The 15508-nt window shown below is 72.9% G+C and carries 10 protein-coding genes; 6 read left to right on the forward strand and 4 right to left on the reverse strand.

The window, feature by feature from the left end; genetic code table 11:
- Positions 1–515 precede the first annotated feature (515 nt).
- Positions 516–1523, forward strand: coding sequence for a septation protein SepH (gene sepH / locus ACFWBY_RS17415; protein ID WP_385343657.1), 1008 nt, complete (start codon positions 516–518; stop codon positions 1521–1523).
- A 56-nt stretch (positions 1524–1579) separates the two neighbouring features.
- Here the strand turns inward: sepH and ACFWBY_RS17420 are convergent, their stop codons facing one another.
- Positions 1580–2440, reverse strand: coding sequence for a sulfurtransferase (locus ACFWBY_RS17420; RefSeq protein WP_385343660.1), 861 nt, complete (start codon positions 2438–2440; stop codon positions 1580–1582).
- 183 nt (positions 2441–2623) lie between these two features.
- Here ACFWBY_RS17420 and ACFWBY_RS17425 point away from each other — a divergent pair, with 183 nt between their 5' ends.
- A complete protein-coding gene (locus ACFWBY_RS17425) occupies positions 2624–3409 on the forward strand; it encodes a VOC family protein (protein ID WP_385343662.1) in 786 nt (261 codons plus the stop codon).
- Positions 3410–3504: 95 nt separating this feature from the next.
- Here the strand turns inward: ACFWBY_RS17425 and ACFWBY_RS17430 are convergent, their stop codons facing one another.
- Complete coding sequence (locus tag ACFWBY_RS17430; RefSeq protein ID WP_385342169.1) at positions 3505–6039, reverse strand: MDR family MFS transporter; 2535 nt, start codon at positions 6037–6039, stop codon at positions 3505–3507.
- Between the two features lie 167 nt (positions 6040–6206).
- On the opposite strand from ACFWBY_RS17430, the gene ACFWBY_RS17435 reads away from it, so the two are divergent.
- From ACFWBY_RS17435 to ACFWBY_RS17445, 3 genes are all read left to right on the forward strand, one after another.
- Positions 6207–6707 (forward strand): hypothetical protein, encoded by a 501-nt coding sequence (locus ACFWBY_RS17435; RefSeq protein ID WP_385342167.1) that lies wholly within the window; start codon positions 6207–6209, stop codon positions 6705–6707.
- A 176-nt stretch (positions 6708–6883) separates the two neighbouring features.
- Positions 6884–7339 (forward strand): hypothetical protein, encoded by a 456-nt coding sequence (locus tag ACFWBY_RS17440; protein ID WP_385342165.1) that lies wholly within the window; start codon positions 6884–6886, stop codon positions 7337–7339.
- Between the two features lie 219 nt (positions 7340–7558).
- Entirely contained in the window at positions 7559–9499 is a 1941-nt protein-coding gene (locus ACFWBY_RS17445; protein ID WP_385342163.1) for an NAD-binding lipoprotein, read from the forward strand.
- Positions 9500–9523: 24 nt separating this feature from the next.
- On the opposite strand, the gene ACFWBY_RS17450 is transcribed toward ACFWBY_RS17445, so the two are convergent.
- Positions 9524–11485, reverse strand: a complete 1962-nt coding sequence (locus ACFWBY_RS17450) for a flavin monoamine oxidase family protein (RefSeq protein WP_385342161.1) — start codon at positions 11483–11485, stop codon at positions 9524–9526.
- A gap of 380 nt (positions 11486–11865) precedes the next feature.
- Between ACFWBY_RS17450 and ACFWBY_RS17455 the strand changes: the two genes are divergently transcribed.
- Positions 11866–13914: a DUF4157 domain-containing protein gene (locus ACFWBY_RS17455; protein WP_385342159.1), complete on the forward strand. Its 2049-nt coding sequence runs from the start codon at positions 11866–11868 to the stop codon at positions 13912–13914.
- Between the two features lie 221 nt (positions 13915–14135).
- Here ACFWBY_RS17455 and ACFWBY_RS17460 read toward each other — a convergent pair whose 3' ends face one another.
- Positions 14136–15470, reverse strand: a complete 1335-nt coding sequence (locus ACFWBY_RS17460; protein WP_385342157.1) for a hydrolytic protein — start codon at positions 15468–15470, stop codon at positions 14136–14138.
- Positions 15471–15508: the final 38 nt, after the last annotated feature.

Raw genomic sequence — 15508 nt, forward strand, 5'->3', positions numbered from 1 at the left:
CTCTCGCGTTTCTCCGCTTCCTCCAGTTACTGACCCATGAGCGAAACAGATAGTTCCATTTCGGGAGATTCTGTGAAACAGGACACCCGGAAACGGGCGCGCCCCCAGGTCCGGCCGGATGCGGACCCGATCCAGGGCAGCCCAACTCCCGCCGTCCGGGACAAGTTCGGCGGCGCGGCGGTCCACCCAGGTGGCCCGAATGGAGTACTGTGGCGAGCCCTGGGGCCGTCCTTCCTTTCGGATGTCCGGACCCGGGAGAGGGGGCCGGCTGATGGAGAAACGGCACTCGAGACCGGCGATGCCGCGGTATTGCACGGATCCTGCTGCGCACAGTAATCGTTCCGTCACTGTGCGTGCCCAACAGGTAACCGTGCCATAACAGCGATCAAGGGCGCATGCCCGACACGCCGGTTTAACTCGGCAAGGTAGTGGCAGGCTGCACCCGGGCAGGCCACACTCGACTAGCGGAAGCAGCGACGCACGTGACGTCGGCAGGCACCACCCGGGAGGTCCCCATGCCCGAACTGCGTGTCGTGGCCGTCTCAAATGACGGCACACGACTGGTGCTCAAGGCTGCGGACAGCACGGAGTACACGCTTCCGATCGACGAGCGTCTACGGGCTGCCGTGCGCAATGACCGTGCGCGCCTGAACCAGATCGAGATCGAGGTGGAGAGCCACCTCCGCCCCCGCGACATCCAGGCCCGCATAAGGGCCGGCGCCTCCGCTGAGGAGGTCGCGCAGCTCGCCGGGATCCCCGTCGACCGCGTACGCCGCTTCGAGGGCCCCGTGCTCGCCGAGCGCGCGTTCATGGCGGAGCGGGCCCGAAAGACTCCCGTGCGCCGTCCCGGCGAGAACACCGGACCCCAGCTGGGCGAGGCCGTGCAGGAACGGCTCACGCTGCGCGGGGCCGAGAAGGAGTCCGTGCAGTGGGACTCCTGGCGCCGCGACGACGGCACGTGGGAAGTCCTGCTGGTCTACCGGGTCGCGGGCGAACCGCACTCGGCGAGCTGGACGTACGACCCGCCGCGCCGGCTGGTCGTGGCCGTGGACGACGAGGCCCGCTCCCTGATCGGCGAGTCGGACGACCTGCCGGCGACGCCCGAACCGAGCTTCCCCTTCGTACCGAGGATCGCGCGGCTGCCGCGCGACCGGCCGCTGGACCGCGCGCTCGACCGCCAGCTGGAGAGGCCGGTCGCTCCCCCGCCGCCGGAGCCCGAGGAAGAGCGGGACACCCTGACGAGCCTGCTGGAGGCGGTACCGAGCTTCCGCGGCGACCTGGTGGTCCCGGAGCCGGTGGAGGAGCCCGAGGCGGAGGAACCGCCGGCCGCGTCGGCCTCGGCCGGTGCGGGTACCGCGTACGCGGACGTCCTGATGCCGCGTACGGTGGCGGGCCACCGCGACCGTCTGACGGGCACGACCGACCGCCAGGCCGAGGCCGACGGCGTCCGCCCCGGCCGCCGCGCGGCGGTCCCGAGCTGGGACGAGATCGTCTTCGGCACCCGCCGCAAGAAGCAGGAGTAGCGCCCCGGGCCGAGCGCGCGCCGCGTCACCCGCCGCGCGCGGTCGGCCCCCGGCCGCTATCCGGGGAGCTCGCCGACGGCGACCTCCCGCGCCGGGTCCGAGGACCACTGCGACCAGCTGCCGGCGTACAGGGCCGCCGGGATGCCCGCCGATTCGAGGGCCAGGACCTCGTGGGCCCCCGAGACGCCGGAGCCGCAGTACACCCCCACCGCGGCCCGGCCTTCCGCGGGCACGCCCAGAGCCGCGAACCGCTCCCGCAGGGCGTCCGGCGCCAGGAACAGTCCGTCCGAACCCACGTTCTCGGTGGTCGGCGCCGACACCGCCCCGGGGATGTGGCCCCCGACCCGGTCGATCGGTTCGACCTCGCCCCGGTAGCGCTCCCCCGCCCGCGCGTCCAGCAGGACCCCCGACCGGGCCAGTGCCGCCGCCCCGTCCGCGTCCAGCAGCCCGATGGAGCCCGGATTTGGCTTGAAATCACCCTCCGGTACGGGGGTGACGTCCTTGGAGAGGGGACCGTCCTCGGCGGCCCACGCGGCCAGTCCCCCGTCCAGGACCCGCACGTCCGTGTGACCCGTCCAGCGCAACAGCCACCACGCGCGCGCCGCCGCCCAGCCCTGGCCGCCGTCGTACACGACCACGGGCGTGCCCGCCGAGACCCCGGCCCGGCGCACCACCGCCCCGAACTCCTCCGGGTCCGGCAGCGGGTGGCGGCCCCCGGACCCCGCCGGGCCAGCCAGTTCGGCGTCGAGGTCGACGTAGACCGCGCCGGGCAGGTGTCCCGCCTCGTACGCGGGCCGCTGGTTCGGGCCGCCGAGCTGCCAGCGGACGTCCAGGAGGACCGGCGGCCGCGGACCGGCCAGCTCGGTCTTCAGTTCGGCGGCCGAAAGGACGGGGGCAGGGCTGGTGTTCGCAGTCATACGGGCCATTTTGCTCCTCGTGCCGCACTCGCGTCACAAGGCTGGCACCGGCGGGCCGCACCGATTCGGTCATCTCTCCCGGCGGGCCCCGAAACCCGGCCGGTCGGGGCGCGCCGAGCCCCTCGGAGTGGAAGCATCACTCCGGCAAGCCCGACGGACGTGATCGCGGAGGAGACGGCTGACATGACCGAGGCATTGGAAGCAACGCGGCGCACGTCCGGCACGCCGTGCTGGGCGAGCCTGATGGTGCACAGCCTCGGAACCACCGAGGAGTTCTACGCCGACCTGTTCGGCTGGGAGTACGTGCCGGGCCCCGAGCAGCTGGGCCCGTACGTCCGGGCCCTGCTCGACGGGCGGGAGGTGGCCGGCATCGGCGAGCTGCCGCCGGACCGGCACCTGCCGGTGGCCTGGACGACGTACCTCGCCACCGACGACGCCGACGCGACCGCCGAATCGATCCGCTCCTGCGGCGGCACGGTCGCGGTCGGACCGCTGGACGCCGGACCCGCCGGGCGAGTGGCGATCTGTTCGGACCCGCTGGGCGCCATCTTCGGGCTCTGGCAGGGCGCGGCCCACCTCGGTACCTGGCCGGCCGGGGTCCCCGGCGTGCCGGTGTGGAACGAGCTGGTCACGCAGGACACCTCGACGGTCGGCAAGTTCTACGAGCACGTCTTCGGCCACGAGGCCCGTGCGCACGCGACCGCCTCCGACGACTTCGACTACCTGACCCTGTTCCTGGGCGGCCGGCCGGTGGCCGCCGTGCACGGGGTCGGCCGGGCGCTGCCGCACGACCGGGGGCCGCACTGGATGACCTACTTCGAGGTCGAGGACACCGACGCGGCCGTCGCCCGGGTCGACCGGCTCGGCGGCCGGATCGTCGCCCCGCCGCGCGAGGGCCTCAGTGGCCGGGCGGCCACGGTGGCGGACCCGGAGGGCGCGGTCTTCGCCCTCGTCCGCAGCAGGCGCTGACCGCCGGGCCCCTGCCCGGCGGCGCCGCCCCGCCCGGTCCGCCCTGCGCCCTGCGGCGGGCGGCGGGCGGCGGGCGGCGGGCGGCGGGCGGCGGGCTACCGCAGCGCCGCGGCCCGCGGTACCTCGTCGCGGGGCGTCTTGGTGGTGACCGTCAGGGCCGCGATCAGAGCGGCGATCACCATGCCTCCGGCCGCCCACCACAGGGAGACGGTGTAGCCGCGCAGTTGTGCTCGGGCCACCTCCTGCATCGACTCGATGTGCAGGTGGGCGGAGATGACGACGCCGAGCACCATGACGCCGATCGATTCGCCCAGTTGCCGGGCCGTGACGACGGCCGCCGAGGCCGCGCCGACGTGCCGCGGGGCGATGCCCGCGGTCGCGGTGGCGAAGATCGGCATCAGTGCCGTGCCGAGGCCCAGGCCGATGAGGAGCGTGGCGGGCAGCACCTTGGGCACGTACCCGACACCGCCCTCGAGGCCGGTCAGGATCAGCAGTCCGGCGGCCGTGGTGAGCAACCCCGCCGCGATCAGCACTCCGGGCGCGGCGCGGTGCGCCAGCCGGGCGGAGATCAGGGTGGAGCCGATGACCAGGGCGGCGATCATGGGGAGGAGGAGCAGGCCGGCCATGGCCGGGGCATAGCCGTTGACGGCCAGCAGGTAGTAGCTCAGGAACGCGAAGAGCACGAGGGTGCCGGCTCCGGCCAGGACCAAGGCGAGGAGGCAGCCGACACGGTCGCGGTCCTTGAGGGCGTACGGCGGGAGCAGCGGGTCGGCCGCGTTGGCCTGCCACCCCAGGAAGGCCGCGAACAGGAGGGCCCCGGTGGCGAGGGCGACCAGTACCAGGACGGCGCTCCAGCCGCGCGACGCGCCCTCGGTGAGACCGTAGGCGAGGAAGGCGAACGCGCCGGAGCCGAGGAGCACGCCGAGGACGTCGGGACGGGCGCGGGCCGGGCCCGGGCGGTCGTTCACCAGGGTGAGCGTGGCGACCAGGGTGATCGCGGCGATGAGGACGGGCACGTACAGGCTCACGCGCCAGCCCAGGCCCTCGGCGAACCAGCCGCCCACGAGCAGGCCGAAGGCCGAACTTCCGCCGGTGAACACGGCGTAGACCGCGAAGGCCCGGGCGCGCTCCTTGGGGTCGGTGAAGCCGGTGACCACCAAGGCGAGCGCGGACGGTGTCAGCAGCGCACCGAAGGCGCCCTGCAGGGCGCGGGCGCAGATCAGCACGGTGGGACCGCCGGCCAAGCCTCCGAGCAGGGAGGCCGCCGCGAATCCGGCCAGGCCGATGATCAGCGTCCGCCTGCGTCCCAGGAGGTCCGCGATGTACCCACCGGGCAGCAGCAGCGCGGCGAAGGCGACCACATAGGCCGTGAACATCGTTTGCAGTCCACCCACGTGGATGCCGAGGTCCGCTTGGACGTGCGGCCGCTGCGTGCTGAAGACCGTCGCGTCGAGCGACACCATCAGCTGCACCAGGACGGCCACCGCCAGGCCCCGCCGGCGCCGGGTGTGCCGGAGTGCGGAGTCCTGGACGGGAGTCGTGGACGCGGCCGCGTACGGGTTCGCGGGCCCCGCGCCGGAGGACGGGCCGGGGGGCGGTCCGAATCCCCGCGCGGGGTCGAAGTGCCCCGGGGACGTCGGGGCGTACTCGGGCGGCGGGGGCGTCGGAGGCCGCTGCGCGGGCAGGACCCGGGGGTCGCCGGGCCGCGCGGCCGGGGGTTCGGCGGGTGTCGCGGGGGCGTAGTCCAGCAACTGGGCTGCATGGCGGCCGAGTTGCGCCAGCACCGAGCCCGGCAGCCACTCCTGGGCCTGGTCCGTCGCCGTGCGCTCGGCCACCTGTCGGGGGGTGGGCCGCTGGGCCGGGTCCTTGTGCAGGCACGCCCGGACGAGGTCGAGGAGCGCCTCCGGCACGCCGGTCAGGTCCGCCTCCTCCTCGGCGACGCGGAAGAGGTGGGCGTTGAGGCCGGTGTCCGCGGCGCCGAACAGGAGGCGCCCGGTGGCGGCGTAGACGAGGACGGCTCCCAGGCAGAAGACGTCGCTGGCGGGCGTGAGTTCGAGGCCGCGGACCTGTTCCGGCGACATGAAGCCCGGGGAGCCGATCAGCATCCCGGTGTTGGTGAGCAGGCTGTCCCCGGCGAGGCTGTCCATCGCCCGGGCGATGCCGAAGTCGATGACGCGGGGGCCGTCGACGGTGACGAGGACGTTGGAAGGCTTGAGGTCGCGGTGGATCAGACCCGCCTCGTGCACGGCTTGCAGGGCGAGTGCGAGGCGGTTGGCGAGGGTGTGGACCGAGTGCTCGGGCAGCGGCCCGAAATCCCTGGCCACGACGGCGTGCAGGTCGGGCCCGGGGATGTACTGGGTCGCCACCCAGGGGACGGCGGCCTCGGGGTCGGCGTCGAGCACGGCCGCCGTCCAACTCCCGCCCACCCGGCGCGCGGCGGCCACTTCTCGGGCGAAGCGCTTGCGGAACTCGGGGTTCCCGGCATACTCGCCTTGGACGACCTTCACGGCCACGGTGCGCCCGCCCTCGGAGCGCCCGAGATAGACCAGGCCCATTCCGCCCGCGCCCAGCCGGGCGATGAGGCGGTACGGGCCGATACGGGCCGGGTCTTCGGTGATCAGCTGGTCCACGAGAGCAAGATAGTCCAACTATCCAACAACAGTGGGCCCATCACCCGAATCGGCGACCCGTCGACCACGGCCCGGCGCGTTCGCGAATGATCACTCGGATGCCGTACGGGGCGGGCGCCCCGGGCCCGTCGGCTCTTGACTGGACGGAGTCGAACCGAGGAGGCGTGATGACGGGCGTACGCATGCGCGGCCTGGCGGGTGTGGTGGTGGCGGCCCTCGCAGTGGGGGTCGCGGGCTGTTCGGACGCGGACGGTCCCTCCGGAGCCGCCTCGAGGGCGGCGTCCGCCCTCGAGTCGGCGGGGGCCGTGGCATCCTCGGCCGCCGCCGAGGCGGCGGACGCGGCCGAGTCGGCCGCGGCCGTCGCGCGGAACAAGCTGTCCGAGGTCAAGAACGGCATCGACGTGAAGGACGAGGTCACCCTCGGCGCGCCCACGACGGACGGCGACGGCCGCACGACCGTCCCCGTGTCGGTCAAGAACTCGGACGGTTCGACGAAGTCCTTCGCCGTACAGGTGAACCTCGAGGACGAGGGCGGGAAGTTGCTGGACACCGTGGTGGTGACGATCTCCGACGTGGCCGCGAACGCGACCGGCGAGGGCACCGCGCGCAGTACCCGCACGCTCTCGGGCACGGTCAAGGCCGAAACCGGTTCGGCCCTTCGCTACTGAGCCGCGGGCGCGGGCCCGGAACCCGCGCGCGGTCCGGGCCGGCGCCCACGTCAGGCGTCCCGGTGCCGCCGCGCGGATTCACCCGGACGGCCGCGCTCAGATGTCCCTGCGCGCCCCCGCCATGGACGCTGGCCACACGCCGGCCCCTCGGCGTACCGCCCGACAAGGAGTTCCTCGTGGCACAGACAACGCCCCCCAGCAGGGCACCCCGCAGTCAGGATCCCACCGCCGGCCACAACGCCTGGGCGGCGGGCGGCGTCACCTTCGCCGGTGTCCTCATGCTCGTGGAAGGCGTCATCGCCATCCTCAAGGGCATCGCCGGCATCGCGGAGGACGACGTCTACACGCGCCTGGGCGCCTACACCTTCAGGTTCGACGTCACGGCCTGGGGCTGGATCCACCTCCTCGTGGGCGTCGTGCTCGCCGTGGTGGGCGCGAGCATCCTCAAGGGCGCGGCCTGGGCCCGGGTGACGGGTGTCGCGATCGTCTCACTGGACATCATCCTCAACTTCATCTGGCTGCCCTACACGCCGTTCTGGGCCCTCATCTCGATCGCCATCGGCGTGTTCGTCATCTGGGCCCTGTGCACGTACCCCGGGGACACCGCGGACACCCGCTCGCCGGCGCTCTGACCGCGGAGGGCTCACGGCGCCGCACGCGCCGGCTGCCGGGGCGGTGCCCCGGCAGCCGGCGAGCCCACGGGCTCCCCGGTCCGTTCATACCTCTGAGTGAGGTCCGCCGGGTTCGAGGGGGGCGGGGGCCGGGGATCTGCCTAGGGTGGCTCCAGGGGTGGCGGGCAGCCGCCCCGATCGGCGCGTCGGCTCATGGCCGACCCATGTACGGGAGCCCGTGTGGCGCAGCAGGACACGACGTCACTCCGGCTCCGCCTCCGGTACCGGTTCGACCATCTGGTCTCGGGGGGAACCACCGCGCTCATCGGCTGGCTCGCCCTGTCCTGCCTCGCCGTCGTCGTTCCGGCGAGCATGGTCCTGGTCTGGTCCGACCGGGCCGCCCCCGCCACGCTCTCCGGCCGCCTCACCGCCGTGTGGGTCAGCGTCGGTCAGACGCTGAAGATCGGGGGCGCGGTCGGCTCCCCGCTCTACGTGCTGGCCTCCGTGTCCCTCGCGCTGGTGGCGCTGCTCTTCGTGTCGACCCTGGTCAGTCTGATCACCACGGGCATCAACCGGCGCATCATGCTGCTGCGCCTGGGCCACTCCACCGTGCTGGAGACCCGGCACACCGTCGTCCTGGGATGGTCGGACCAGGTCTTCCCGGTGATCGGGGAGCTGGTGGCCGCCAACGCGAACCAGCGCCGCTCGGCCATCGCCGTGCTCGCCCCGCAGGACAAGGTGTGGATGGAGGACGAGATCTCCACACGGGTCGGAGACAGCGGCAGGACGCGGATCATCTGCCGCAACGGGAGCACGACCGACCCCACCGAGCTGTGCCGGGTGAGTCCTCGCACGGCGAAGGCGGTGCTGGTGCTGCCGCCGACCGGGGACTACGGGGACGCTCACGTGGTGAAGACGCTGCTGGCCCTCGACGCGGCCTTCCCCGGAGCCGGAGAGGGGGAAGCGGTGGTGGTCGCAGCCGTCCGCGACGCCCGCAACCACCTGACCGCCAGGCTGGCCGCCGGGCGCACGGGACACGTCCTGTGCGTCGACGACATCGTCGCCCGGCTCCTCGTGCAGACCGCCCGGCAGCCCGGACTCTCCCTGGTCTACTCGGAGTTGCTCGACTTCGCGGGCGACGAGTTCTACCCGGTCGCCGCCGAGGGTCTCGTGGGGCGTACGTTCGGCGAGGTGCTGCTGGGGTTCGCCACGTCCTCGGCGGTCGGCCTCCTGCACGCCGACGGGAGCGTGAGCCTCAATCCGGATCCGGAGGCGACGGTCGGCCCGGCCGACCGGATCATCGTCATCTCCCAGGACGACGACACGGCCGTGCGGGTGGACGTGGCCCGCGATGTCCAGGAGGACGCGATCGTGACGGCCGCGCCCAGGACCGCCAAGGCCGAACGCCTGCTCCTGCTCGGCTGGAACCGCCGCGCCCCGCTCGTCATCGAACAGCTCGACCAGTACGTGAGCCCGGGGACCGCCCTGGACGTCGTCGCGTCCGGCGGGTACGCGGCCGCGCCCGGAGCCCGGGCCGTCACGGACGCGCGGTCCCGCCTCGAAGTGTCCTTCCAGGACGGGGACATCACCGACCCGCTCATCCTGGCCAAGCTGGACGTGCCCTCGTACGACAGCGTGATCGTGATCGGCGAGACGGACCCCGCGGCCTGTGACGCGCCCGTCGCCGGCCCCGCCGAGGTGACGGATCCCGAGGCGCGGGCCGACGACAGGACCCTGGTCACCCTGCTGCACCTGCGGGCCATCGGGGACGCCGCGCGGCGGGAACTGGCCGTCACCACCGAGATGTCCGAGGACGGCAACCGTCTCCTCGCGCCCGCCCGGGACGGCGCGGACTTCATCGTGAGCGGCAGGCTGATCAGCCTCCTGATGACGCAGATCTCTGAGAGCCCGTACCTCGCCGCGGTCTTCGAGGAGCTGTTCAAGGCGCAGGGCCACGAGTTCCACCTCAAGCCGGCCACGGACTACGTCCGGGCCGGTCATGAGGTCTCCTTCGCCACCGCCGTCGAGTCGGCGCGGCGGCGCCGGGAGTGCGCGGTCGGCTACCGGCTGCGCGCCCGCAGCGCGACGGGCCCCGACTACGGAGTGCGGATCAACCCCGACAAGCGCCGGCGGGTCCGGTTCTGCGAGGAGGACTGGCTGATCGTGCTCGCCGAGAGCTGACGGCGCCGCCCGGGCGGGCGGCCGCTACGCCGTGTGCACTTCCAGGGCGCTCCGCACCGCGGATTCCAGGGCTCCCTCGATCCACGCGGGCTTGATGGAGGTGTGGCATCCGGCGAAGTGCAGGTTGCCCTCGGCCTTGCGGACGTGGGGGAAGAGCTCGGTGTGCTGGCCGGGCAGCAGTACGGACGCCTCGCCGTAGGCGTACGGATCGCGCATCCAGGACTGGGTGCGGCCGACGCCGGTGTAGAACACCTCGATGCGCTGCCCGAAGACCTCCTGGACTCCGGCCAGGGCGCGCGGGTAGCGCTCCTCGTCGTCCAGGGAGTCCCACTTCAGGGCGTCGTCCGACCAGCTGTAGGAGGCGAGGATGACACCGCCGGCGCTGCCTTCGACGGGGTAGGAGGGCTGGAACATGAAGCGGTTGGGGTTGTCGGTGGCCGAGCCGCCGCCGATGACGCCGGCCGCCTCGGGCTGGTCGCGGGAGACCACGCGGCTGGCGGCGTAGTGGGATCGCTGGCCCGCGGAGATGCGGCCGTCGTCCACGGAGGAGTGCGCGCCCAGCAGGGTTCCGTTCCCCGGGGTCCGGCCGGTCTGGTACTTCATGTAGAGGCCGGGCTCCACGGCCTCCAGTTCGCGCTTCCAGTCGGCCTCGTCGAACTCCCACCAGCGGCGGCTGAATTCGAGCAGCACCTTGGTGGCCGCGTCGTAGTGCAGCTCGGTGACCGCGCGCCGCTTGCCGTAGGAGAGCGCGGGCGTGATGGGGATGTGGCGCAGTCCGGAGAAGGGGACGGTGATGATGGCCGTGTCGGCGGTGAAGGTCTCGCGCCGCACGGGGCTGCCGCCGCGGCCCTCGGAGACGGTCTCGACGGTGACCCCGCCCTCGCCGTGGGTGATGCGGGTGACACGCCGGTCGAGCCGTACGAGGTCCTTGACGCGCGCGTACATCGCGTCGGCCAGGGTGGCGGTGCCGTCGGGCAGTTCGTAGAAGGCGGTGTCGGGGCTGATCAGGGAGGCGCCGATGAAGCTGTGCACGAAGGCGAGGTGCAGACGGGAGGTGAGGTTCTCGACGGTCCCGATCAGGTCGATGGTCCGCTCGTCGAGCTTGGCCTCCTCCGTCAGGAATCGATACATCGACATGTGGCCGTAGCGCTGGATGACGCGGGCCCAGCCCTCGACGAGTTCCTTGTCCTTCTTGCCCTCGATCTCCTTGCGGACGGGGGCGAAGGCGTTGCGGACGATCTGCGAGGCGGGCACCGACTCGTAGGCCTGCGGCACTCCGAAGGAACGGTTGAGCGCCTGCGGGGAGCGTGCGTAGTCGGCGCGGCGGACGCGGATGCCGTTGACGTAGATCCACGTCCGGTAGGCGGGGCGGCCGGCCCCGTCCACGTCGACCAGGTGGAAGCGCCGGCGCTTGAGGCCGAGGCCGTCCATCAGGCCGGTGACCAGCGGGTGGCTGTCGGGGATGCGCATCGCGCCGGCCTCGGCGTACTGCTTGGGGTCGGCGAAGGGCGGGGCGGCGTTCTCGTGGCCGCCGGTCCGGAAGGTCTTGATCCGGCCGCCCACCCGGTTGGCGTTGGCCTCGATGACGGTGACCTGGTGGCCGGCCTCGCGCAGGAGGTGGGCGGCGGTGAGTCCGGCGGGCCCGGCGCCGACGACCAGCACCTTCCTGCGGGGGCGGCGCGAGCGGGGCAGGCCGTTCTTCAGGAGGATGTCGGCGTAGCGCGGTACGAGCGGCTGGTCCTCGTCGTCCCGTACGAGGATGGCCCGGGCGATCGTGAGGCAGGCGCCCCAGTCGGCGACCGCGGCGCCGGGGACGGCCTGCGAGGTCTCGGCGGAGGTGACGGCCACCGCGAGCCCGCCTGCTCCCGCGATGGCGGCCGCGCCGGCGATGACGGTACGGCGGGAGGGCCGGCGGGAGGCCGCCGGTGCGGGCTCGCCGGGGGTTCCGGGAACTTCGGGCGTGCCGGAGTGGGCATCGGGATCCATGATCATGAGTCAACTCTTGCCGCCCGCCCGGGCCCGGAAGGCCAGAATGCGCCCGCGCGGGCAAGTACCACTCGGACGTGCGTCGCGCGGGGTCGCGTGCTGACGAACAAGGTTTCGTACGGGCGGCCCCGGTCCGGCCGCGACCGCCGCGGGGGGCGCGGGAACCAGGCGTGGTGGACGGGGAGGACGGCCGGGGAGAGGGCGCCGGCGTGGGCCGCGGCCGACGTCCACCCGTCGGGCGGCGGCGCGCGTCGGGAGCAGCGGGGCGTTCCCCCAGGTCTGCCCGAAGGGGCATGTCCCCGGGCGGCTTTCGCGGGTAAGCAGGTGTACGACCCGCCGCACCCGGTGTACGACCCGCCGCACCCCCGAGAGGCATGCCCATGCGTATCCCCGCCCGCGACAAGGCGGCAGCCGATGCCTCCAAGGACAGCTCCGCCCCGTCCCGGCAGGCGCGTCCGGATGCGGAACGGGCCCCCGCCGCTCCCGCGGCGGCCACGCTGCCGGCGCTCCAGCGGTCCGTCGGCAACGCGGCGGTGACGCGCATGCTCGCGGCGGGCCACGGCGCCCGCCCCGGGCACGAGGACGCACCGCTCCAGCGGGCGACCGCGCACGACGTGCTCCGGTCGCCCGGTCGGCCGCTCGAAGGGCCCCTGCGCGAGGAGATGGAGAACCGGCTCGGCGCCGACTTCTCCGACGTACGGGTCCACGCCGATCCCCTCGCGCAGCGGTCCGCGGCCGAGATCGGGGCCCGGGCGTACACCTCGGGCAGCCACGTGGTCGTCACGGACGGCGGGAAGGACAAGCACACCCTCGCCCACGAGCTCACCCATGTCATCCAGCAGCGGCAGGGGCCGGTCGCGGGGACCGACACGGGCCACGGACTGCGGGTCAGCGACCCCGGCGACCGCTTCGAGCGGGAGGCCGAGGCCAACGCGCGCCGGGCCATGGCCGCTCCCGCACCGGTACAGCGTGCGGCCTGTGAGGAGCACGGGACCCATGCGCCGGTGTCCGGTGCGCGGGCCGTCGTCCAGCGCAAGGGGCCCGAGGAGCTCGGCCCCTCGCTGCCGGCCGACCCCCCGCGCACCGGCGGGTTGTTGGGCCGGCTCAGGGCGCGGACCCAGGAGCCGCCGGACCCGGTGGTGGCGCGGGTGCGGGCGGACATCGCCGCGTACGACAGCGATCCCCACCGCGACCCCCTGCACTGCATGATGGCCCTGACGGACCTCACGCTCCAGATCGCCCCGGCCGAGGACGAGGCGACCGCGGCCGTCAAGCCCTGGCTGTCCGCGGCGCTCAAGGTCGTCAAGGACGAACTGGTACTGGTGAACGACCAGCTCGTGCGCGACAGCGAGTTCCCCGAGGGGGCTCGCGAGCCGTTCGGCGCGATGACCGCCAACGGCATGCTGTGGCAGGAGGAGCAGTGGGCCGACAGCGCGGCCGCGTTCCAGATGCACGGGGCGAGCTACTTCCGCGAGCTGTCGGAGCTCAACCGGGCGGGTATGGCCAAGGAGATCGCCGGGGGCCAGGGCGACCGGCCCTGGGTCGCGGACGTCAGGACCAAGCTGTCGGCCGCGCTCCAGCAGAGCGTGCTGTGCCACTACACGGCCAGGTCGCGCGCCGAGCAGATGCTCGCCCAGGGGGAGATGAAGTCCAAGACCGAACTGCTCAGGGCGAACCCCGACGCGCCGAACAACTCGGAGGCGTACGACAAGCACGTCCTGGCCAACGAGGGCTTCGTCTTCTTCTTCCTGGAGGTGCCGGGCAGCCCGTTCCGCGAGACGCGGTTCGGCGGCGAGGAGCCGGCCCGGATCGAGCTCCCCCTGACCGCGTCCCCCCTGATGAACCAGGGCTGGTTGATGCTCAGCGACTTCGCCCAGCGCGAGTACCCCACCGTGCGCGCGAAGCCCGAGGACCCGGCGCAGACCCAGAGCAGGCTGGGCACGCGCGAGGACACCTTCCCGGACGGGTTCTCCCTGCCGGTACGCAAGTTCGACGTCGGCGCGGGGGCGGGAGCCGATGCGCTGGACATGGAGAAGGTCATGGAGGCGATGGGCGGCGAGCAGAACGAAGACCGCAGGGGGCAGATCCTCTTCTCCAAGACCCAGGCCCTGTCGGACCCGCACAGCACCATGACCTACGGATCCGGTCCGCAGGAGCAGGTCCATTCGGAGCGGCTGCGGTCCAACACCCTCATGGGCCGGGACATCGTGCCGGGTCTGGTGGAGCGGGCCGTCGTGGAGATCCAGCGCCTCGGGGAGGTGAACCCGCAGCTCGCGGACAGGCTCAAGGCGATGTCCGGGACCGATCTGATGCGGTTCCTGCTCAAGGACCTGCTACGGCCGCAGGCGATGCTGCCGAACACGGTCGACCTCAGCGCCGCGACGGCGGTCCTTGCCTCCGGCCAGCAGGTGGGAGTCCCCACGCACTGACCGGAGCTCAGGAGGGAGTCGCGATCAGGCCATCTTTGTTGCTCCCTCAATTACCGCCGGGTTACCCAGAGTTCCCCGATACGGGACCGGACTCGACGAGAACGCACGATCGACGCCGGGACGTCCGATCGATTGGCCGAAGTACCGGTTTCAGGACGGTGCGGCAAAAGCCCTCTTTGCCCTGACGCACGACCTGACCGACGATGTCCGTGCCGCTCGGGTCACCTGAGGTCGCTCAGCACACCGCTCACGTTGAGCACCTCGTGGCACTCCTGCGCCTGACGACCGGTGGCAGGGGTGCCGGGCTTCGCACAGGTCACCTGCACGGTCACAGTCTGGCTCTCGGCGATGCTGATGGGGGTGACCCAGTGATAGTCCTGGTTGCGGAACGTCTCCAGCGCGATCGTCGTGATCTTGCGGTCGCCGAAGCTGATGGTCACCACCCCTTCGTCGCCCTGGAAGTTGGCGACGACGATGTCCGTGATCCCGAACGCCTTGCCGGCGGGCACCGTGTAGGCGCCGGTCTTGGTCTGCCCACCGCCGGTCTGCAGGTCGATGGTGGCCGAGCTCTGCTGCGCCACGGCGCCCCCGCCGGCTCCGGCTCCGGCGGCTCCCGCACCGCCCGCGCCCGTCCCGGGCCGGGGGCTCTTGCCTCCGCCTCCCGGCTGGTCGGCGACATCGGCCCCCGGGGCCTGCCCGTTCACGTCCGCACTGGGCGTCGGCCTCTTCTGGACCACCTCGTCGGCGGCTTCCTTGGCCGTGCTGCGCACGGCCGGTCGCACCAGCATGAACCAGGCGAGCAGCAGCGCGAGGAGCGCCGCCAGTACCGCGAGCAGCCACGTCGGGAAGATCGGGATCTGGACGAACTCCACCTCCAGCGGGGCCCGGACGGCGTCCGGCTCCGGCCGCTCCTTGCCGTCCTCACCGTCGCCGGCTTCGGCCACCTCGACGGTGAACGGCCAGGCCACCGGGGCCCCGAACCACACCGGCTTGCCGGTGCGGACCCGCAGCACCACCTCGGCGGACTCGCCGGGCTCCAGCTTCGGTGCCGCGGGGCGGAAGTCGAACCTCAGCTCCTCACCCGGCTGCCCGGGCGTGAGGGCAAGCCGTACGGCGGAGTTGCCCTCGTTGCGCACGGCGAGTCGATAGCGCCCGCGCAGCCAGCCGCGGCGGCGCTTGGGAGCGCTCTCTGCGCGGAGCTCCCGGAACTCCTCGACGTGCACGGTGGTCTCGGGGACCCGCACCGACTCGGGGTGCTCGGTGGGCAGCACCCGCACGGCGAGCGGCACGTCGCCCGCCCGCACCTGCGACGAACGCGGCGGGGTCAGGCGGATCGTCACGGTTTCCGAGGTGCCGGGGTAGAGGGAGACGCGCTCGGGTTCCACCGCGGCCCACGCAGCGCAGTCGCCGAGGACCTCCAGGCGGTACGCCTCGACGATGTCGCTGTCGTTGCGGACGGTCAGGCTGGTGGATGCGGTACCGCCCGGCGTCACCGACACCCGCGGGATGTCGAGGCCGGGCGCGCCAGGGCTGGAAGAGGCAGCTGGGGATATCACGCCCCGACGCTATGGCGACGCCCCGGCCACTTCCAAGG

Source organism: Streptomyces sp. NPDC060049 (genome assembly GCF_042736715.1).
Lineage (GTDB): Bacteria > Actinomycetota > Actinomycetes > Streptomycetales > Streptomycetaceae > Streptomyces.